Origin of the sequence: Streptomyces sp. V4I2 (assembly GCF_030817655.1) — a bacterium.
Classification (GTDB): Bacteria; Actinomycetota; Actinomycetes; order Streptomycetales; family Streptomycetaceae; genus Streptomyces; species Streptomyces plumbiresistens.
Window position 1 is genome coordinate 5,509,908 of sequence record NZ_JAUSZM010000003.1, and the last position, 18,509, is coordinate 5,528,416.

An 18,509-nucleotide genomic window follows, 5' to 3' on the forward strand; every position below is an offset into this window, starting at 1 on the left:
GAACCGTCAATTACTTCAATTACCGGGCGTTCCGCACCAATTCATAGGCTTCCCACAGATCCCGCCCCATATAGGCGTGGGTCGAGATGCCGACCAGATGGCTGTCCGCATTGACCGCGACGGAGATCGGCACCGCCCCGAACAGGTCCTTGTCCGACAGGGAGTCCCCGTAAGCGATGCAGTCGGTCCGTGTCACGCCGAACTCCTCGCACAGCCGGTCGGCGATCCGGACTTTGGCCGCGGCGCTCAACACCCCTGCCGGATCGACGGGCTCGGTGAACGGCAGTGCGGGAAAGCGGGACCCGTACGCCGCATGTGCGCCCCAGCCGATGAGCTTCTCCACGAAGAAGGAGGGCGAGAGCGACACGACGGCACAGTAGTCGCCGTCGCTCCTGATCTCCGCCCAGACCTCGCGGATACGAGCCAGCCAAGGGGCACCTTCGAAAGCCGCCACCACATGAGCCTCGGTGAGTTCCGCCCACAGCGTGTACACCTCCGCCGCGTATTCGGGCGGCCCGATCAACCCTGCCCCGATCGCCTGATCGAGCGCCACCGCCTCGGCTTCCAGCCCGAGCTGCCGGGATATCTCCACCGGCGCAGTGCTTCCGTGCAACAACGTGCCGTCGAGGTCGAAGAGATGAAGTCTGGCCATGCCACCGAGGCTAACGGGGTGCTTGTCCGGCTTCAGGGGCGGCCACCGGACGGTCGCCGCTCGCCGATGTTTCACGTGAAACACCCAGCGCCTGTTCGCAGGCTGTGCCGTTGGCTACGACATGGCCAAAAGCTCGTCCGTCCTACGGGAAACAGGTGGACGACGAGGGCGCCCGTCAGACAGCCTGACCTGCGTGCCGACTCCTTCCCTCACCGCTCTGCCCATCCGCCGTCTGACGCGTCGCGATCTCACCGCCTGCGCCGACTTGTCCGAGGACCGGGGGTGGCCACGCGAGGAGCACAAGTGGGGCTTCCTCCTCACGGCCGGCAAGGGCTACGGCATCGACGACCCCGACGGCGGGCTCGTCAGCGCCTGCGTAGTCACGGAGTACGGGCCGCAGGACCAGCCCGATCTCGGCGCCATCGGCATGGTGTTGGTGGCCGGACGGCATGCCCGCCAGGGCATCGGACGCCGGCTGATGCGCCACGTCGTCTCGGCGATGGGCACCACACCTCTGACGCTGCACGCGACGCCGTACGGTCGCCCGCTCTATGAAGAGCTCGGCTTCAAGGTCACCGGCCGGGCCGAGATGCTGTGCGGCCACTTCACGCCGGGCGGGCCGCCGCCCGAGGTCGCCACGCGTGCGGTCACCGCCGAAGACCTGACCGGCATCCTCCGGCTCGACGGGGAGGTCTTCGGTGCCGATCGCACGCACATCATCACCCGGCTGCCCGCCTTCGCCGACCAGTTGCGGGTCGCCGAGGAGAACGGCCGGATCATCGGCTACGCGGCCGCTTGGCCCAACATGGACACCCATGTCGTCGGCCCGCTGATCGCCCGCGACACAGCAACGGCGAAGGCGCTGATCGGCTCCCTCGCCGCCCACACCGACCGCCCTCTGCGCACCGACATCGACGTACGGCACGAGGAGTTGCTGGCGTGGGTGAAGGAACACGGTCTGGCATCCACCGCCTTCAACGCCGTCATGACTCATGGCGTCGCGGAACTCCCCGGGGACTGGAGCCGGCGCTTCGCGCCGCTGACGGTGGCGGCCGGCTGAGGTCCGGCAGGCCGAGTTCTGGTACGACGAAGCCGGTTCCCCAGGGATTCGGGAACCGGCGGTCGCCGGGTACGACTCGTGGTGAAGGTTGCGGAGAGCAGTGTGCGGCTCAGTGGTGAAGGGCAGCTCGCTGATCCGTCGGCACGGCTTCAGCGACCACCGTGCTCGGCGCGCTGTCTCGGCGTTCCAGAGCGGCCGAGAGGAAGGCGAGAAGCAGGGCGGCCGCGGCGAGGGCGGCACCGACCCAGTTGGGGGCGGTGTACCCGAGGCCGGCCGAGATGACGAGACCGCCGAGCCAGGCGGAGAGCGCGTTGCCGAGGTTGAAGGCGCCGATGTTCACGGCCGACGCCAGGGTCGGGGCGCCGTGTGCCTGATCGAGGACGCGCTTCTGCAGTGGCGGGACGGTCGCGAACCCCAGGGCACCGATGAGCGCGATCGTGACGGCCGCCAGGGCCTTGTGGTGGGCGGTGAGCGTGAAGAGGGCGAGGACAACGGCCAGTGCGCCCAGAGAGACGTAGAGCATGGGCATCAGCGCGCGGTCGGCGTACTTGCCGCCGACGAGGTTGCCGCCGACCATGCCGAGGCCGAAGAGGACCAGCAGCCAGGTGACCGAGCCGTCGGCGAAGCCTGCGACCTGGGTCATCATCGGGGCGATGTAGGTGATGGCCGCGAAGACGCCGCCGAAGCCCAGGACGGTCATCGCCATCGCGAGCAGGACCTGCGCGTTCTTGAAGGCGGCCAGTTCGTGGCGCAGGCTCACGCCTTCCGCCTTGGGCATGTCGGGGACGAGCTTGGCGATGCCGAGGAGACCGATCACGCCCAGGACGGCGACGATCCAGAAGGTGACGCGCCAGCCGACGGACTGCCCGACGAGTGTGCCCAGCGGGACACCGACCACGTTGGCGACGGTCAGTCCGGTGAACATCATCGCGATGGCTCCGGCCTTCTTGTCGGGGGCGACCAGGTCGGCCGCGACGACCGATCCGATGCCGAAGAAGGCGCCGTGGGCGAGTGAGGCGATCACGCGGCCGATCAGCATGACGGCAAAGGTGGGTGCGAGGGCGGACAGCAGATTGCCGGCGATGAACAGACCCATCAGCAGCATCAGCATCCGCTTGCGGGAGATCTTGGTACCGAGCACGGTCATCAGCGGGGCGCCGAACATGACACCGAGCGCGTAGCCGGTCACCAGGAAGCCGGCGGTGGGGATGGAGACCCCGAAGTCGCCCGCGACCTCGGGCAGCAGGCCCATGATCACGAACTCGGTCGTTCCGATTCCGAAGGCCCCGATCGCGAGGGCGAGAAGCGCGAGCGGCATGGGGGTGACACCTTCCAGACGATTGCAGGAGCGTGTTGCGCACGGCCACATTAATTGCAGACGCTCGATACATGCAAACGCCGACTATTTCGATGTCGTCATATCTTGGTGACAGCCGCTCCTGGACCTGGTGCGCCCTGTCGCTGGTGCACGGCAGGATCGAGGCCCCCATCGAGCGGACCTGCAGGAGGGACACGACCTGCGCGAGTACTCCCTGCGTGAAGCCCTCGACACCGCCGCCCACAACCCCGAACTCGCCCCACTCGTACGAGCCGTCGAGACCCGCCGCACGCCGTCATAGGGACGCCTCTGCATAGAGTGCGGGCATGGGAGATCTTGAGATACGGCCCGCCACGACGGACGACATTCCCGCGATCGTCGCCATGCTCGCCGACGACCCCCTGGGTGCCCAGCGCGAGTCACCGGACGACCTGACGCCCTACTTGGCAGCGCTCGAACGCCTCACCGCCGACCCCAACCAGCAGCTGGTGGTCGCCGTTCGTGAGGGCCGCGTCGTCGGTACGCTCCAACTCACGATCATTCCCGGGCTGTCCCGACGCGGTTCCACCAGGTCGATCGTCGAAGGCGTACGCGTCCACGCGGACGAACGCGGCAGTGGTCTCGGGACGCGGCTCATCGAGTGGGCGATCGAGGAATCCCGCCGCCAGGATTGCCAGTTGGTCCAGCTGACCTCGGACAACACCCGCACGGATGCCCACCGCTTCTACGAGCGGCTCGGCTTCACGGCCTCTCACGTGGGCTTCAAGCTCCAGTTGTGACATGCCGCTTCGAGGCGGCATGACGCTCTCGGTTGTGACGCGGTGAAGCGGCCTGTTTCACGTGAAACAGGCCGCTTCACCGCGAGCGCGTCTAGCCGATGCCGCGCCAGCCCTCGGGATCCACCCCACCGGGCAGGGAGGCCCCCTCGTCGTACGGCTGACGTGTGAAGACAAACGACCCGAGGTCCAGATGGCTCACGGAGCCGTCCGGGCGCCGTACAGCCTTCAGGAGCTCTCCGGCGTAGTAGCCCTCCAGGCCCGTCCAGGTCCCGTCGCCGTTCGCCCGGAACCGCGAACGGCGGCCGTTGCCGGAAAGGGGCTCCAGCGAGACGAGCCCATCGGCCGTCAGCCGCAGGGCAAAGGCATGGGTGCCCCAGTACCACTGGCCCGCCAACTCGAGGGCAATAGCGTCATTTTCGGGCAGGGGCCGCCAGGGATCGGGGAAGCGCGGCTCGGCCTCGGCGACGATCCGTACGAGATCGGCGCCCACGGCCGACAGCAACGGCCCGGAGGTGCAGTTGGCCAACACCACGCCCGCGACGTCGTCCACCACGCTGATGGTGAGGTTGGCCAGGAAGCCCGGCAGTGACCCCGAATGTCCCACGAGCAGCCGTCCGTCCCGGTGCTGGATCTGCAGCCCGAGACCGTACGTGGCACCGTCCACGACATCCGCGGCCTCCGCCGGTGCGGCGGGCGTCCGCATCTCCCGCACGGTGTCTGCGCTCAGCACCCTGTCGTCCCCCTTCGCCAGGAAGGCGGCGAAGCGCGCCAAGTCTCCTGTGGTCGACCAGAGTTGACCGGCCGGAGCCATCAGTCCAAGATTCTCGGTGGGTTCGGGCAGCATCACGTCGGCCCATGGGTGCACCGCCCACCCGCCGGCGTGTGGAGCCTGCGGCCGTGTGCCCGTACGGTCCAGGGCCAGAGGTTCGAGCACTTCGCGCCGTAGTACGTCCTCCCATGGAGCCCCGCGCAGCTTCTCGACGAGCGCGCCCAGGAGGGTGTAACCGGGGTTGGAGTAGTGGAAGCGGCGGCCGGCCGGATGCCGGAAGGCCTGCTCCCCCAGCACGTCGGCGAGTTCGGGCCGCAGGGACCCCGGAGTGCGCTCCCACCACGGCGCGGGTGACTCGGCCGCCAGACCGCTGGTGTGGGCCAGCAGTTCGGCGATCGTGGCCTCCCCCGCACCGGTGCCCGGCACGTGCTTCTCCAGGGAATCACCAAGGTCGAGTGCACCCTCGTCACGCAGTCGCAGCACGAGAACGGCGGTGAACGTCTTTGTGATCGACCCGATACGGTACTGCACGTTCTCGTCCGGACCGTGCCCTTCCACCGAGGTCCGCGAGCCGTGCCACACGGCCTGCCCGCCCCGAACGACCGCCGCGACCATCGACGGCGCACGCCCTTCCGCCTGGGCCACGGCAATCCGGTGCAACAGCGCCCGGCGCGTGCCGGGAAGCAGCTCTTCCTGAGGTGTCGTCATGACCCCAGTCCATCCTGCGGGGCGCTCGGGCGTCGAGCTCATTTGGCCCTCGGGGGGTGTGGGGTCTCGCCGCTCGTGACATGTCGATCTTGCGTGACTGGGCGTTCTTGGCTGTCTCACGGCCTTGTCACCCATGATCAGTCTCAAATCCGTGGCATTTCCTCGCGAGGGCGAGGTCGAGATCAGGCAGCCTGCCCGTGTCGGCCGAGTACACCACGCTGAGCCCCGAGCACGAGGACTACCGGCGAGCCCAGATCGCGCACCGATGAGTTTCCCGCGTCGCGCTGGTCTATACGCCGGACACCCACGGACGGAAGGCTGGGCCATGCGGAAACTGATCTACGGCATGAACCTGACCCTGGACGGCTACATCGCCGCGGCCGGCGACGACATCGGCTGGAGCGTGCCGAGCGACGAGCTGTTCCAGTGGTGGCTCGACCACGAGCAGGCGAGTGGCCTGTCGCTGTATGGGCGCAAGCTATGGGAGACGATGAGCTCCTACTGGCCGACCGGCGACCAGCAGCCCAACGCCACCCCGGCGGAGATCGAGTTCGCGCGGAACTGGCGGGACACGCCGAAGGTGGTGTTCTCCTCGACGATCGACAAGGTCGACTGGAACACCCGCCTGGTCACCGGCGACGCGATCGCCGAGATCACGCGGCTCAAGGCCGAGGACGGCGGCCCAATGAACATCGGCGGCGCAACTCTCGCCGGGGCGGCCATGCGCGCCGGGCTGATCGACGAGTACGCGATCGCCGCCCATCCGGTCCTGGTGGGTGGCGGGACGCCGTTCTTCACCGCGCTGGACAGCTGGGTGAACCTGAACCTGGTGGAGACGCGGACGCTTCCCGGCGGCGTGGTCCTGACCAGGTACGAGACGAGGCGCTGAGCAGCTTCCCGCTGTCTCACGGCTTGGATGGGTGTTTCCTCTCACCGTCGTGGCATTTCCTCAGCCGGGATCGTCTGGGCGGCTGCAGCGACTCGTTTCCCGAATCGGGTCAGTTTCATGGCCGCACCGCGTTCGGCTCGTTCGAAGAGGGGTGTCCGAGGTCCGCTTCGAGTCGGTTGAGCTGGATCGCCAGGGTCGAGTGGTGGATGCCGAGGTCTCGGGCTGCTTCGGTGAGGGTGGGGTCGGATTGGGCTGCCAGGCAGCGCGAGAGCCGTTGTCGTGCCTATGGGCCGGTGAAGGCTTTGCGGAGGATGGAGGGAAGAGACTCGGCTTCGTCAGCGGCGCGTAGGGCGGTCTGGTGGCTGGCGCCGACGCGTGGCCGGAGGGGGATCTCAAGGACGGCATATATGCTGCCTATGTGCCATCGGAGATCAGATTGTGCCGCGAGATTTGAGACCCTGCAGGGGTGTAGGATCTCGCGGCTCGTGTCCCAGGGCATCGTGCTGACCAGTTAGTTCTCCGGCTGTCTCACGACATGGCCGGCCACTCTTGTCTCAAGACGGGTGGCATTTCCTCAGCGCGAGCTGCAGGTGGAGCTCGTGCCTGGGCCCACTCAGTTGTCGAACCAGACGACGAGTCGCACATTGTCATCGCCGTGCTGCGATGCGAGCGCCTCCATGACCGTCCAGACCGGTTTCCACTCGCCAGTCTCCGGGACGGCATCTCGACGGCGCAGCTTCTCGGATCTGTAGAGAGTGTCGCCGATGAGCCATTCGCTCTCCTCGGGCCACTCTTCAGGCTCGCCCGGCACTTGGGCAGGAAGGCCGACGGCTTGTGCGAAGCGAGAGCTCCAGGCCGACTTCCCCGTCAACCTGAGCCCATCCGGAGTCTGCCGGTATTGGTGAAGTCGACTGTCGGCCTTCTCAGCTGGCTCGCCCCAATCGACCTCCTTGATCTCGGCCCAGGTGATCCAGGTGGTGCCGTATGCCTGGTCCGGCCACTGGGCAAGTTGATCGAGTTCGGCGCGAACAGTCTCCGACGCATCGACTGGGAGTCCTCGGTCTGCGGCCAGCGGTCGGAAGTTCGCGTAGTTGCGGACTCCAAAGAGGCAGCCAAACGCGTCGTAGTTCCGGGTGATGTTGAGGAAGAAGAGGTCGATGGCGGCTCGCCAAACCGAGTCCTCGTCCTCCTCGTGGAGGTGCCATGCTCGGCACTCGACAAACCCGCTGATGTCCGTCCCCATGACAGAGATTCTGCAACCGCCGTCAATCGATTTTGGGGTTGAGGTTCCCCCGGCGTGCGGGAGGTTCTGATCAACTGGTCAGGAGTCAGGCTGGCCGAGCTGAGATCTGTCGGCGGGTTCCGTGTCCCAGACCTCCTCGAACTCCTCGGGGGTGAGCTGCTCCGGATCATGCCCTTCCCACTCTGGGACGGGAAGTTCAGCTGTGATGCCGAACCTGTTGTCGTACTCGTCGAGGAGGCCAGCGTCATGGGCCTGCTGCCATTCGTCGAGGGAGGCAGCTGCGATCGGCGTCAGTTCAGGGCCCTGGAACTCGATCTGCCGGGTCACCCAGCCTTCGGCGTTCACCTCGAAGTAGAAGCAGACGTTCGTCTTGCCCCACTTCAAGAAGTGCAGGTCGTCGAGTACCAGGACACGGACCTCACAGGACAGAACGCAGTCCAGGGCCTGCTGGCCGAGCTGGGCAGTGGTTCCGCGGATGCGGCCGGGGTGGCCGAAGAACTCCACCAGGGCCCGATTGAGGTCCTTCATGCCCGTGTTGCCCGTGAGTCCGACCCTGCAGACGGGCCAGCGTTCATGGCCGGCCGCGGTGAACTCTCCCTGTTCGGCGATCTCCCTGCGGTGGAACTCCCGCGCGAAGGCCAGCACCGAGGTGGTCTTCCCCAGGACCGGGGAAGGCGTCGACGGGCGCTGCTCCCTTGGCTTCGTCCCCGTCCTGCTGGTTGCTGTCGACGATGTCCCACAACTCATTGTGCAGTTCGGCCAGTTGAGGTGTCTTGATCGGTCCGAGGTTCGCGTGCCAGTCACGCCGTCGGCGGTCGTAATCGGCTCTTGCCGGCTCGCTCAAGGCGTTCAGCTGAGTCCGGTTCAGCGCCTCGGGCTGGTCGCGGCGGGCAGCCTCGGCGAAGGCTTTAAAGTCTTCCTTCCTCGACAGGGCCAGGTTTCCCAGGTTCGGCAGACTGGCCGTACTCACACGTCCTCCAGGGCGTCCGCGTAGAAGTCACTCTCCTGGGCGAGGTCTTCGAGGTCGGCCTCGTCGTCATCGCCCGTCTCAGTCACCGGCTCCCGGGCTTCGGCCTCTGCCGGTCCGTCGTCCTGGCCCAGGGATTTGCGTACCGACAGAAGAGAGACGACCGCCTCCTGCTCGGTGTCGGGGAGGTCGATGGCGGCCTGTTCGCGCGAGAGCCGCAAGGCCATGCGCGGTTCGGCGAGCGTGGTGCCCAGCCCGAGATTCCAGCGTTCCAGCAGATCGGCGACGGCGAGCCGGTCGTCGGGGTAGGGGTATTTCGCGGCGGCCAGCTTCCGGGCGAAAGCCAGCGCGTCCTCACTCAGCGGCATCCGCGCCGACAGCGCGTGTTCCCAGGTCAGCGCCTGCCAGTGATGATCAAACTCGCGGAAGTAGATGCGGGTGATGTCGTCGGGGTCGACCTGGAACGGCCAGCCGTTCTTCACCGGGCTGTCGTAGGGACTGCGGATGCCGGGATCGGGCAGGCCCCGGCCGCTGTAGCGACGGCGACCGATCTCAACACCGTAGTGCTGGATCGTGCGCCACTCGGTCTTCAGGAACTCGAAAGCGAGGTCCCGGTCCCGCGGAACTTCGATGTATCCGGCCCTGGCCATGCCGTACTCGAACATCTTCGCCGGGGACATCCGCAGCCCCGGCAGACCCGGATCGACCAGACTGGAGTGCGGCCGGCAGTGGTAGACCGTCGCGGTCCACTCCCGGATGATCGCCTCCAACTCGTCGAGGAAGAAGAACGCGTCGTCCTCCGGGCTCTCGCCCCGAGAGTGGATGTCGGGGCCCTTGTAGCCGGGCAGGGCCTGCAGCAGGCCCTCGCGCAGGCTGCGGAAATAGCGCTCAACCGGCCCTTTGTCCCAGCCCGTTCGCAGCCTCGCTGGTTGGATCGAAATGCCCATCCGCCGGCAGACGCTCGTCAGATGCTCCGAGACGTAGACCTTGCCGTGGTCCACCACCAGCGTCTCGGGTACCAGGGGCGGCGAGGCGAGCCCCGGCCCGGTGGCGCCCTCGACATCGACGAGGACGGTGCGGGGGATGCCGTGCTCGGGCCAGACTGCGTGCCGCGGCCAGTCCCGCCCCGCCGGCCTCGGCCGAAACGACTGGAAAAGCACCGCGCTGACATCCACCGCCTTCGTCGAGACCGGAGTGAGCCGGATCACGGTGATGCAGCGGGCGTACCAATCCATCCCGACACTCAGCTCGGCCTGAACCCACTTCAGCGTCAGCGGGTCGAACGCGAAGACGTCCAACCGCGTGGTGTCCATCAGCAGGTACTCACCCGGCCTCGTCGGCCGCAACTTGCCGTAGGGGCCCTCCGGGCGGCCGGCGATGTCCCGGTTCCGCTTCGTACTCAGCCGGAACAGCGGATGCCGACGCTCCAGAGCCCCAGGATCCGAAACTCCGTCGCCCGGCTCGGCTGCGGCACCACATCCGGACCGAACCGCGCAGTCACCCTGGCCCGCGTGCGCTCGATCACCAGCGTCCGCGATGGCCGTGACTGGTCGGTGTGCTCGACCATCACTTCCAGCGCGATCTCCACCCAGCGACGGTCTGCTGACGCCGCGGAACCGCTGGCGTGTCCCTTCCTGGGAGCCAGACCGGCCTCGCCATGTTCACGGAACAGGCTCACCCACCGTCTCACCGACCGTGCGCCGACACCCAGTTCGGCCGCCTTCGCCGCGTACTTCGCCTCCAACGCCTATCCGGGCGCGTACTCAGGGCGGGGCTCTCCCTCGCGCGCGAGCTCCTGGCACCCGGAGCGGTAACCCGAGAGGACTTCACAGACATGCTCAGCACGATCCAGAAGGACGTATCGCTCATCCTCACGCAGTTGTCCCAGCACCACCGAGGCGATCTCCTCGACGTCGTCGGCCGAGGGTTCGGCCTGCTCGGGGATCACCTCCGCGCGGTCGGTAAACAGCAGTTCCTTCAGCGTCAGTCGACGTACTCGGCCCAGGCCGTCCTTCAGGACCACCTCGTTGCCTGAAGTCGTTGCGGCCAGCTCGACCACCTCGACGGTCTCCCCGTCGTAGCGGAATCGCGTACCTGCTCCGATGCGGGCTCCGCCACCGCTCATGCCGCCCTCCTCAACACCCGGGAAGGCCGCAGAGGTTCGGTCAGATCCGTGTGCAGCTCGTGAGTCCACAACAGGTGATGGATTGCAGCCCGCACCGACAGCTCGGACCGTTCGGGCAAGAGCCTCGCCGCCTGTCCCAGAGGGACACCATCCAGGGCGGTGCGATGCAACTCATCCAGGAGCTCCGGCGCGAACAACCACGCACGACGGTAGCCAGCCAGGAAGCGGACATTCTCCAGCTCTGCCTCCCGCGGCTCGCTCCAGACTTCGTAGCGCCACCCTCGCGACTCCACCGCCTGACGGGTCCACGCGAACGTGAAAGCCACCACCGGGTCAGACAACCGTCGGCGCGGCTTGACGTCCATTACCATCGGGCCGTGCCCGGTGAGGAGCAAGAAGTCCGGGATGTGCTTGCGGAGCTGCCCCTCAACCTCGGCCTTCAGCAGGAACGGCTGGGCCACGATGCCGTGCACCACGGGATCGAAATCGGCGAACAACAGCCGTGCGAGCTCCAGACGCGACTCGTAGATCACGTGATCCCGCGTCGTCGCCGCCCAGTAGGTGCCGGAATAGTGCTTCTGCCCCTTGTACCAGCGGAACGTCCGCCACGGGGCAGCCGATCCCAGAAGATCAGCCGATACTGCCAACCACGCCTGGTCTTCAAGGACTTCACTGCCACGACGGCGAACGCTGACTGTGACCGTGCCACCATCCATGGCGTACCCCCAGCTCAGGCCCTCGCACGAGAACCACGCTGCTGAGCGACTGCCCATGGAAAGCTCGGGTCACGAACGGCTCACTCCAACGAGTGCATACCTTGACCAGGCGATCTCAGATTCATGGCCACTCGGCCAGCACTTGGCCACCAGTCATGAGATTCGGCCACGAAATCTGAGACCCTACAAGGGGGCTGATCAGGTCTGCGCCATGTCCACGAACCTCGAGTAGTGGCCCTGGAAGGCGACAGTGATCGTCGCCGTCGGGCCGTTACGGTGCTTGGCCACGATCAGGTCGGCCTCGCCCGCACGCGGGGACTCCTTCTCGTAGGCGTCCTCGCGGTGCAGCAGGATGACCATGTCGGCGTCCTGCTCGATGGAACCGGACTCACGCAGGTCGGAGACCATGGGCTTCTTGTCCGTGCGCTGCTCGGGACCACGGTTCAGCTGGGAGAGCGCGATGACCGGCACCTCCAGCTCCTTGGCCAGCAGCTTGAGGTTTCGGGACATGTCCGAGACCTCCTGCTGACGGTTCTCGGCGCGCTTCGAGCCACCGGACTGCATCAGCTGGAGATAGTCGATGACGACCAGCCTGATGTCGTTGCGCTGCTTGAGCCGGCGGCACTTGGCACGGATCTCCATCATCGACAGGTTCGGGGAGTCGTCAATGAAGAGCGGCGCAGCCGAGACATCCGGCATCCGCCGGGCAAGGCGCGTCCAGTCCTCGTCGGTCATCGTGCCGGATCTCATGTGGTGCAGGGCGACGCGTGCCTCGGCGGACAGCAGACGCATCGCGATCTCGTTGCGGCCCATCTCGAGGGAGAAGATGACACTGGGCAGGTTGTTCTTGATCGACGCGGCCCGCGCGAAGTCCAGTGCGAGCGTGGACTTACCCATGGCGGGACGGGCGGCGATGACAATCATCTGGCCCGGGTGCAGGCCGTTGGTGAGCGAGTCGAAGTCGGTGAAGCCGGTGGGCACGCCGGTCATCTCGCCGCTGCGCGAGCCGATCGCCTCGATCTCGTCGAGTGCGCCCTCCATGATGTCGCCGAGTGGCAGATAGTCCTCGCTGGTGCGCTGCTCGGTGACCGCGTAGATCTCCGCCTGGGCCCGGTTGACGATCTCGTCGACGTCGTCGTCGGCCGCGTACCCCATCTGTGTGATGCGGGTACCGGCCTCGACCAGGCGGCGCAGGACGGCGCGCTCGTGAACGATCTCCGCGTAGTACTCGGCGTTCGCCGCCGTCGGCACGGTCTGGACGAGCGTGTGCAGATACGACGCCCCGCCGACCTTGTTGATCTCGCCGCGCTTGGTGAGCTCGGCGGCGATCGTGATCGGGTCGGCCGGCTCGCCCTTGGCGTAGACGTCGAGGATCGCCTGGTAGATCGTCTCGTGCGCGGGCTTGTAGAAGTCGTGGCCCTTGAGGACCTCGACGACATCGGCGATGGCGTCCTTCGACAGGAGCATGCCGCCGAGCACGGACTGTTCGGCGTCGAGGTCCTGCGGCGGAACGCGCTCGAAGGACGATCCTCCGCCCTCCCAAGCGCCGTTCTCCCTGCCTCGGTCGTGCTGCTCGTCGCGGCCCCGGGCTCCGTCGCCGCGCCGGCGGGAGGTGGGCAGACGATCACTGGGACCGCTGTCGGCCCAGGGGTCGTCCAAGGGCTCGGAAATACTCACCGAGCCACCTCCTCCCGTCCGCAGAGCGGACCTAGCCGTGCCCCTCTTTTCTACGGCACGGCACTGACAAATGAGACGCCCAACTCCGGTTCTGGAGCGTCGGTTTTGTCGTGATTTCCAAGCCGACGAACGGAGCGGGCGCCGGTCCACCGTAGGCCCGCGGGCACCGTCAGCCAATCTGGTTATCCACAGGCCATGTGGACGACGGCCCGGATGCTGTGGAGAACTCCACAAAACCTGTGCACGACCCGGTGGACAGCCCTGTGAACAAGCCTCGCGTTCTCTCGCGCCACCTACTCCGACCTGCTCTTTTCCCGTCCACCGGCTGTGTAGAAGAAAAACTTTCCCGGTCGGGCCAAGATCACATCGACCGGTGCTCACAAGTGCGCATCACAAGAGACTAGGTAAGGGTCAGAGAGACATTGCATCTCTTACCTGTGGACGATTAGATTGGTGGTCATGACACAGGCTCGCGCGCCCCTCAAGGCCGCCCGACGTCGGCACGACCGAGAGATCGTCGCGCTGGCCTTCCCGGCCTTCGGCGCCCTCGTCGCCGAGCCCCTCTTTGTCATGGCCGACAGCGCGATCGTGGGCCATCTCGGCACAGCCCAACTCGCCGGACTCGGCGTCGCCTCGGCCCTCCTCATGACTGCCGTCAGCATCTTCGTCTTCCTCGCCTACGCCACCACGGCCGCCGTCGCTCGGCGCGTCGGTGCGGATGATCTACAGGCCGCCATACGCCAAGGCATGGACGGCATCTGGCTGGCGCTGCTGCTCGGTGCCGTCGTCATAGCCGTCGTGCTGCCCACGGCGCCGGCCGTTGTGGAGCTCTTCGGCGCCTCCGACACCGCCGCCCCGTATGCGACCACGTATCTACGGATCTCGGCCCTGGGTATTCCGGCCATGCTCGTCGTGCTCGCCGCCACCGGCGTCCTGCGCGGGCTACAGGACACGAAGACCCCCCTGTACGTCGCCATCGCAGGTTTCGTCGCCAACGCCGTCCTCAATGTGGGCCTCGTCTACGGGGCCGATCTCGGCATCGCGGGCTCCGCCTGGGGCACAGTCATCGCTCAATGCGGCATGGCCGCCGCCTATCTCGTGGTGGTGGTCCGTGGCGCCCGTCGGCACGGCGCTTCTCTGCGCCCCGACGCCGCCGGGATCCGGGCCTCCGCGCAGGCCGGCGTACCTCTGCTGGTCCGCACGCTCTCCCTGCGGGCGATCCTGATGATCGCCACCGCTGTGGCGGCCCGCCTGGGCGACGCCGACATCGCGGCACACCAGATCATCCTGTCGCTGTGGAGCCTGCTCGCCTTCGCGCTCGATGCCATCGCCATCGCCGGACAGGCCATCATCGGCCGCTATCTCGGCGCCGGCGACCCGGAGGGGGCCCGTAACGTCTGTCGTCGCATGGTGCAGTGGGGCTTCGCCGTCGGCATCGCGCTCGGCGTCCTGGTCGTGATCAGCCGCCCGGTGTTCCTGCCGCTGTTTACCAGCGACTCCGTGGTGAAGGATGCCGCCCTGCCCGCTCTGATGATCGTCGCCCTCTCACAACCGATCTGCGGCGTCGTCTTCGTCCTTGACGGAGTCCTGATGGGCGCGGGCGATGGCCCGTACCTGGCGTGGGCGATGCTGGTCACCCTGGCTGTGTTCATCCCGGCCGCCTTCCTTGTTCCCGCACTCGGTGGCGGGCTCACGGCGCTCTGGGCAGCCATGACGCTGATGATGACCGTGCGGATGCTGACGTTGTGGCTGCGAGCCCGATCCGGGCGCTGGCTGGTGACGGGTGCGACGCGCTGACCGCTTGAACGCGCCGACCGTTTCACGTGAAACCAGCGTTTCACGTGAAACATGAACTCCAGCGCCGGTCTCAGGCACAGGGAAGGGGCCGCACCCCGTCGGGGTGCGGCCCCTTCCCTCAGCAATTCGTGCCGAGCGCAGCGATCAGGCCGCGACGACCTCGAGGTTGACCTTGGCGGCAACCTCGGGGTGCAGACGCACAGACGTCTCGTGAGCGCCCAGCGTCTTGATCGGCGCGCCCAGCTCGATGCGGCGCTTGTCGACCTCGGGGCCACCGGAAGCCTTGATCGCGGAAGCGATGTCGGCCGGGGTGACGGAACCGAAGAGACGACCGGCGTCGCCGGAGCGGACGGCCAGACGGACCTTGACGCCCTCGAGCCGGGCCTTCACAGCGTTGGCCTGCTCGATGGTCTGGATCTCGTGGATCTTGCGAGCGCGACGAATCTGCTCGACGTCCTTCTCGCCACCCTTGGTCCAACGGATCGCAAAGTTCCGCGGGATCAGGTAGTTGCGAGCATAACCGTCCTTGACGTCAACGACGTCGCCCGCGGCACCGAGGCCGGAGACCTCGTGGGTGAGGATGATCTTCATCTTTCGGTCACCCTTCCCTTATCGCGCGGTGGAGGTGTAGGGCAGCAGCGCCATCTCACGGCTGTTCTTCACAGCCGTGGCGACGTCACGCTGGTGCTGCGTGCAGTTGCCGGTCACGCGGCGGGCACGGATCTTGCCGCGGTCGGAAATGAACTTCCGCAGCATGTTCGTGTCCTTGTAGTCCACGTACGTGACCTTGTCCTTGCAGAAAGCGCAGACCTTCTTCTTCGGCTTGCGCACAGGCGGCTTCGCCATGGTGTATCTCCTGTGTGATCAAGAAGTGTGGGTACGACCCACCCTCGGCCCGAAGGCCTAGAAGGGGGGCTCGTCCGAGTAGCCGCCGCCAGCGCCACCGCTGGCGCCGCCGGAGTTTCCACCCCAGCCGCCGCCACCGCCGCCGCCCTGGTTGCCACCGGCGGGAGCGCCGGTCGCCCACGGGTCGTCGGCCGGAGCCGCGCCGCCGCCCTGCTGACCGCCGCCGGGGCTTCCACCCCAGCCGCCGCCACCTTGGGCGCCACCGCCACCGCCGCCGCCGTAACCACCCTGGCCACCACGGCCGGCGGTCTTGGTGACCTTGGCCGTGGCACTGCGCAGACTGGCGCCGACTTCCTCGACGTCCAGCTCGTAGACCGTGCGCTTGACGCCCTCACGGTCCTCGTAGGACCGCTGCTTCAACCGGCCCTGCACGATGACGCGCATGCCTCGCTGGAGCGACTCGGCGACGTTCTCAGCCGCCTGACGCCAGACCGAGCAGGTCAGGAACAGGCTCTCGCCGTCCTTCCACTCGTTCGTCTGGCGGTCGAAGGTGCGGGGGGTGGACGCGACACGGAACTTCGCGACCGCCGCACCGGAAGGGGTGAAGCGCAGCTCGGGGTCGTCGACAAGATTGCCGACGACCGTGATGACGGTCTCGCCTGCCATGGGGGAACCTCTCGGCGGGTTTGCTGCTGGCTGCTAGTGCTGCTACTCGAATCCCGAGATCAGCTGAGCGAAAGAGCTCAGTGGGTCTCGGGACGGAGGACCTTGGTCCGGAGGACCGACTCGTTCAGGTTCATCTGGCGGTCGAGCTCCTTGACGACCGCAGGCTCGGCCTGCAGGTCGATGACCGAGTAGATGCCCTCAGGCTTCTTCTTGATCTCGTACGAGAGACGACGACGGCCCCAGGTGTCGACCTTCTCGACCTTTCCGTTGCCCTCACGGACGACGGAGAGGAAGTTCTCGATCAGGGGGGCGACGGCGCGCTCCTCCAGATCGGGGTCGAGGATGACCATCACCTCGTAGTGACGCATGTAGAACCCACCTCCTTTGGACTCAACGGCCACGGCAGTTCCGTGGCAGGAGGGTTGTGATGCGTACGCAACGGTATCGGCCGCCACTGACAATCGGGGGTCCCGAGAGGGAATCCCTTGCCATGACGTGGGCAGACACCGGTACAGACGCTACAGACTACCCGCACAGCGGCTTCCGGTTGAAATCCGGCCGCGAGGACCGTCAATCTGTACACATCGGGTGTGTATGGCGCTACGGTGCGCCGTCTTCCGCAGGAGGTGCCCTATGGCACAAGCAATGCGACCCAACACCGTCGGAGGCCTTTTCGCCACGGACGGCAGGCCCCACCCACTCCAGGACACATTGCTCGCGGTGACCCTGGTACTAGGCCTCACGTCGTTCGTCACGGCGATGTTCCACAGCCTGCATCTGCTCAGCTCCTGGACCGGCCTGGTGGGGATCATCACCGGCGCGTACGGGCAGTGGATTTCGGAGACGACGCGTGAGCGCTTCGGGCTGATCCTCGGCCTGGGTGCGGCGGGGGTCGGTTTCTTCCTCGGCATGGCGCACGGCGGTCTCTTCGGCTGACGCCACGGACATCGCCCGCTGAACCACCCATAAAGTACGGCGGAACGTCTCGGCGGCCACAGGCCGGGGCGAAGGTGCCGTATGCCCAGTCGGGGCGCTCGCCAGGCGCAGTAGGCTTCGGCGCGAGAGCCGGAGCCCCTGTACCCATGGGGACACACCAGCCCGAGGAGCGCCCCGAATGAGCCTGACCCTGAGGACGATCAGCCGTGAGCAGCATCTGGCGTACATCCAGAGCCTGCCCTCGGCGAGCCACATGCAGGTTCCGGCCTGGGCCGACGTCAAGGCGGAGTGGCGCTCCGAGAGCCTCGGCTGGTTCGACGACCGCACGGGCGAGATGGTCGGTGCCGGCCTCGTTCTCTATCGCCAGCTCCCCAAGATCAAGCGTTACCTTGCCTACCTGCCCGAGGGCCCGGTCATCAACTGGTTCGCGCCGAATCTGACCGAGTGGTTGGAACCGATGCTCGCCCACCTCAAGCAGCAGGGCGCCTTCTCCGTGAAGATGGGCCCGCCGGTGATCATTCGGCGCTGGGAGGCCACCTCCATCAAGGCGGGTATCCAGAATCCGGACGTGAAGCGGCTGCGGGACATCGAGGCGGACTTCATCGAACCGCGCGCCTTCGAGGTCGCCGACAAGCTGCGCCGCATGGGCTGGCAGCAGGGCGAGGACGGGGGCGCCGGCTTCGGCGACGTACAGCCCCGTTATGTCTTCCAGGTGCCGCTGGCGAACCGCTCCCTGGAAGAGGTCCACAAGAACTTCAACCAGCTGTGGCGCCGCAACATCAAGAAGGCCGAGAAGGCCGGCGTCGAGGTCGTCCAGGGCGGCTACCACGATCTTGAGGAATGGCAGCGCCTGTACGAGATCACGGCTGTGCGCGACCACTTCCGGCCCCGGCCGCTGTCGTACTTCCAGCGCATGTGGACGGCCCTCAACACCGAGGACCCCAACCGCATGCGGCTGTACTTCGCCCGGCACGACGGTGTGAACCTGTCGGCGGCGACGATGCTGATCGTCGGCGGGCACGTCTGGTACTCCTACGGCGCCTCCGACAACATCGGCCGTGAGGTCCGGCCCTCGAACGCGATGCAGTGGCGGATGCTGCGCGACGCCTACGCGCTCGGCGGCACGGTCTACGACCTGCGGGGCATCTCCGACTCGCTGGACGAGACCGACCACCTCTTCGGCCTGATCCAGTTCAAGGTGGGCACGGGCGGCCAGGCCGCCGAGTACCTCGGCGAGTGGGACTTCCCGTTGAACAAGCTGCTCCACAAGGCGCTCGACATCTACATGTCGCGTCGCTGAGGTCGCGTTCTTCGCTTCAATAGCTCCCATACCTCTGATACACCGCAGCCACGAGAAAGGT

20 protein-coding genes and 3 pseudogenes are annotated in these 18,509 nt (G+C 66.8%); 7 read left to right on the plus strand and 16 right to left on the minus strand.

Going from position 1 to position 18,509, the window contains the following annotated elements:
- Positions 1 to 19: 19 nt before the first annotated feature.
- A complete protein-coding gene (locus QFZ76_RS26085; protein WP_307676010.1) occupies positions 20 to 652 on the minus strand; it encodes an HAD family phosphatase in 633 nt (210 codons plus the stop codon).
- A 193-nt stretch (positions 653 to 845) separates the two neighbouring features.
- On the opposite strand from QFZ76_RS26085, the gene QFZ76_RS26090 reads away from it, so the two are divergent.
- Entirely contained in the window at positions 846 to 1,712 is an 867-nt protein-coding gene (locus QFZ76_RS26090) for a GNAT family N-acetyltransferase (RefSeq protein ID WP_307676011.1), read from the plus strand.
- 109 nt (positions 1,713 to 1,821) lie between these two features.
- Here the strand turns inward: QFZ76_RS26090 and QFZ76_RS26095 are convergent, their stop codons facing one another.
- Complete coding sequence (locus tag QFZ76_RS26095) at positions 1,822 to 3,030, minus strand: MFS transporter (RefSeq protein ID WP_266436715.1); 1,209 nt, start codon at positions 3,028 to 3,030, stop codon at positions 1,822 to 1,824.
- Positions 3,031 to 3,244: 214 nt separating this feature from the next.
- On the opposite strand from QFZ76_RS26095, the pseudogene QFZ76_RS51850 reads away from it, so the two are divergent.
- Both QFZ76_RS51850 and QFZ76_RS26105 read left to right on the plus strand, forming a co-directional pair.
- Positions 3,245 to 3,331: pseudogene (locus QFZ76_RS51850) on the plus strand (MarR family transcriptional regulator); the annotation flags it as partial.
- A gap of 25 nt (positions 3,332 to 3,356) precedes the next feature.
- Positions 3,357 to 3,809 carry a GNAT family N-acetyltransferase gene (locus tag QFZ76_RS26105; RefSeq protein ID WP_307676012.1) on the plus strand — a complete coding sequence of 151 codons (453 nt, stop codon included), beginning with the start codon at positions 3,357 to 3,359 and terminating at the stop codon, positions 3,807 to 3,809.
- 91 nt (positions 3,810 to 3,900) lie between these two features.
- Here the strand turns inward: QFZ76_RS26105 and QFZ76_RS26110 are convergent, their stop codons facing one another.
- Entirely contained in the window at positions 3,901 to 5,286 is a 1,386-nt protein-coding gene (locus QFZ76_RS26110) for a serine hydrolase (RefSeq protein WP_307676013.1), read from the minus strand.
- A gap of 325 nt (positions 5,287 to 5,611) precedes the next feature.
- Here QFZ76_RS26110 and QFZ76_RS26115 point away from each other — a divergent pair, with 325 nt between their 5' ends.
- Entirely contained in the window at positions 5,612 to 6,175 is a 564-nt protein-coding gene (locus QFZ76_RS26115) for a dihydrofolate reductase family protein (RefSeq protein WP_307676014.1), read from the plus strand.
- Between the two features lie 613 nt (positions 6,176 to 6,788).
- On the opposite strand, the gene QFZ76_RS26120 is transcribed toward QFZ76_RS26115, so the two are convergent.
- The 9 genes and pseudogenes from QFZ76_RS26120 to dnaB all read right to left on the minus strand — a co-directional run bounded on the left by QFZ76_RS26120 (position 6,789) and on the right by dnaB (position 12,903).
- Positions 6,789 to 7,418 carry a hypothetical protein gene (locus QFZ76_RS26120; RefSeq protein ID WP_307676015.1) on the minus strand — a complete coding sequence of 210 codons (630 nt, stop codon included), beginning with the start codon at positions 7,416 to 7,418 and terminating at the stop codon, positions 6,789 to 6,791.
- A gap of 85 nt (positions 7,419 to 7,503) precedes the next feature.
- Positions 7,504 to 7,802, minus strand: a pseudogene (locus QFZ76_RS26125) (hypothetical protein).
- 45 nt (positions 7,803 to 7,847) lie between these two features.
- Positions 7,848 to 8,063 (minus strand): annotated as a pseudogene (locus QFZ76_RS26130) (ATP-binding protein); the annotation flags it as partial.
- Positions 7,990 to 8,388, minus strand: coding sequence for a hypothetical protein (locus QFZ76_RS26135; RefSeq protein WP_307676016.1), 399 nt, complete (start codon positions 8,386 to 8,388; stop codon positions 7,990 to 7,992). The pseudogene QFZ76_RS26130 and the gene QFZ76_RS26135, both read right to left, overlap by 74 nt.
- Positions 8,385 to 9,698 (minus strand): hypothetical protein, encoded by a 1,314-nt coding sequence (locus tag QFZ76_RS26140; protein WP_307676017.1) that lies wholly within the window; start codon positions 9,696 to 9,698, stop codon positions 8,385 to 8,387. Before QFZ76_RS26140 ends, QFZ76_RS26135 begins: the two co-directional genes overlap by 4 nt.
- A gap of 86 nt (positions 9,699 to 9,784) precedes the next feature.
- Positions 9,785 to 9,973 (minus strand): hypothetical protein, encoded by a 189-nt coding sequence (locus QFZ76_RS26145; protein ID WP_307680390.1) that lies wholly within the window; start codon positions 9,971 to 9,973, stop codon positions 9,785 to 9,787.
- 159 nt (positions 9,974 to 10,132) lie between these two features.
- Positions 10,133 to 10,510, minus strand: a complete 378-nt coding sequence (locus QFZ76_RS26150; protein ID WP_307676018.1) for a hypothetical protein — start codon at positions 10,508 to 10,510, stop codon at positions 10,133 to 10,135.
- Entirely contained in the window at positions 10,507 to 11,226 is a 720-nt protein-coding gene (locus tag QFZ76_RS26155; RefSeq protein ID WP_307676019.1) for a TnsA-like heteromeric transposase endonuclease subunit, read from the minus strand. The genes QFZ76_RS26150 and QFZ76_RS26155 overlap by 4 nt, the downstream gene beginning before the upstream one ends.
- A 198-nt stretch (positions 11,227 to 11,424) precedes the next feature.
- The gene (gene dnaB, locus QFZ76_RS26160) at positions 11,425 to 12,903 is read right to left on the minus strand and encodes a replicative DNA helicase (protein ID WP_266436707.1); all 1,479 of its coding nucleotides are present in this window, start codon (positions 12,901 to 12,903) and stop codon (positions 11,425 to 11,427) included.
- Between the two features lie 459 nt (positions 12,904 to 13,362).
- Between dnaB and QFZ76_RS26165 the strand changes: the two genes are divergently transcribed.
- A complete protein-coding gene (locus QFZ76_RS26165) occupies positions 13,363 to 14,700 on the plus strand; it encodes an MATE family efflux transporter (RefSeq protein WP_307676020.1) in 1,338 nt (445 codons plus the stop codon).
- Positions 14,701 to 14,844: 144 nt separating this feature from the next.
- Here QFZ76_RS26165 and rplI read toward each other — a convergent pair whose 3' ends face one another.
- From rplI to rpsF, 4 genes are all read right to left on the minus strand, one after another.
- Positions 14,845 to 15,291: a 50S ribosomal protein L9 gene (gene rplI / locus QFZ76_RS26170; RefSeq protein WP_307676021.1), complete on the minus strand. Its 447-nt coding sequence runs from the start codon at positions 15,289 to 15,291 to the stop codon at positions 14,845 to 14,847.
- An 18-nt stretch (positions 15,292 to 15,309) separates the two neighbouring features.
- Positions 15,310 to 15,546, minus strand: coding sequence for a 30S ribosomal protein S18 (gene rpsR, locus QFZ76_RS26175; protein WP_003949403.1), 237 nt, complete (start codon positions 15,544 to 15,546; stop codon positions 15,310 to 15,312).
- Positions 15,547 to 15,603: 57 nt separating this feature from the next.
- Entirely contained in the window at positions 15,604 to 16,212 is a 609-nt protein-coding gene (locus tag QFZ76_RS26180) for a single-stranded DNA-binding protein (RefSeq protein ID WP_307676022.1), read from the minus strand.
- A 77-nt stretch (positions 16,213 to 16,289) separates the two neighbouring features.
- Complete coding sequence (rpsF, locus tag QFZ76_RS26185; RefSeq protein WP_005482942.1) at positions 16,290 to 16,580, minus strand: 30S ribosomal protein S6; 291 nt, start codon at positions 16,578 to 16,580, stop codon at positions 16,290 to 16,292.
- 265 nt (positions 16,581 to 16,845) lie between these two features.
- On the opposite strand from rpsF, the gene QFZ76_RS26190 reads away from it, so the two are divergent.
- Positions 16,846 to 17,148: a hypothetical protein gene (locus tag QFZ76_RS26190; protein ID WP_307676023.1), complete on the plus strand. Its 303-nt coding sequence runs from the start codon at positions 16,846 to 16,848 to the stop codon at positions 17,146 to 17,148.
- A 178-nt stretch (positions 17,149 to 17,326) separates the two neighbouring features.
- Positions 17,327 to 18,448, plus strand: coding sequence for a peptidoglycan bridge formation glycyltransferase FemX (femX, locus tag QFZ76_RS26195; RefSeq protein WP_307676024.1), 1,122 nt, complete (start codon positions 17,327 to 17,329; stop codon positions 18,446 to 18,448).
- Positions 18,449 to 18,509: the final 61 nt, after the last annotated feature.

Bases quoted from the DNA above. Each gene is read 5' to 3' on its own strand.
- QFZ76_RS26085 (WP_307676010.1), bottom strand. From the start codon at position 652: ATGGCCAGACTTCATCTCTTCGACCTCGACGGCACGTTGTTGCACGGA.
- QFZ76_RS26095 (WP_266436715.1), bottom strand. From the start codon at position 3,030: ATGCCGCTCGCGCTTCTCGCCCTCGCGATCGGGGCCTTCGGAATCGGA.
- QFZ76_RS26105 (WP_307676012.1), top strand. From the start codon at position 3,357: ATGGGAGATCTTGAGATACGGCCCGCCACGACGGACGACATTCCCGCG.
- QFZ76_RS26110 (WP_307676013.1), bottom strand. From the start codon at position 5,286: ATGACGACACCTCAGGAAGAGCTGCTTCCCGGCACGCGCCGGGCGCTG.
- QFZ76_RS26115 (WP_307676014.1), top strand. From the start codon at position 5,612: ATGCGGAAACTGATCTACGGCATGAACCTGACCCTGGACGGCTACATC.
- QFZ76_RS26120 (WP_307676015.1), bottom strand. From the start codon at position 7,418: ATGGGGACGGACATCAGCGGGTTTGTCGAGTGCCGAGCATGGCACCTC.
- QFZ76_RS26140 (WP_307676017.1), bottom strand. From the start codon at position 9,698: ATGGACACCACGCGGTTGGACGTCTTCGCGTTCGACCCGCTGACGCTG.
- QFZ76_RS26150 (WP_307676018.1), bottom strand. From the start codon at position 10,510: ATGAGCGGTGGCGGAGCCCGCATCGGAGCAGGTACGCGATTCCGCTAC.
- QFZ76_RS26155 (WP_307676019.1), bottom strand. From the start codon at position 11,226: ATGGATGGTGGCACGGTCACAGTCAGCGTTCGCCGTCGTGGCAGTGAA.
- QFZ76_RS26165 (WP_307676020.1), top strand. From the start codon at position 13,363: ATGACACAGGCTCGCGCGCCCCTCAAGGCCGCCCGACGTCGGCACGAC.
- rplI (WP_307676021.1), bottom strand. From the start codon at position 15,291: ATGAAGATCATCCTCACCCACGAGGTCTCCGGCCTCGGTGCCGCGGGC.
- rpsR (WP_003949403.1), bottom strand. From the start codon at position 15,546: ATGGCGAAGCCGCCTGTGCGCAAGCCGAAGAAGAAGGTCTGCGCTTTC.
- QFZ76_RS26180 (WP_307676022.1), bottom strand. From the start codon at position 16,212: ATGGCAGGCGAGACCGTCATCACGGTCGTCGGCAATCTTGTCGACGAC.
- rpsF (WP_005482942.1), bottom strand. From the start codon at position 16,580: ATGCGTCACTACGAGGTGATGGTCATCCTCGACCCCGATCTGGAGGAG.
- QFZ76_RS26190 (WP_307676023.1), top strand. From the start codon at position 16,846: ATGGCACAAGCAATGCGACCCAACACCGTCGGAGGCCTTTTCGCCACG.
- femX (WP_307676024.1), top strand. From the start codon at position 17,327: ATGAGCCTGACCCTGAGGACGATCAGCCGTGAGCAGCATCTGGCGTAC.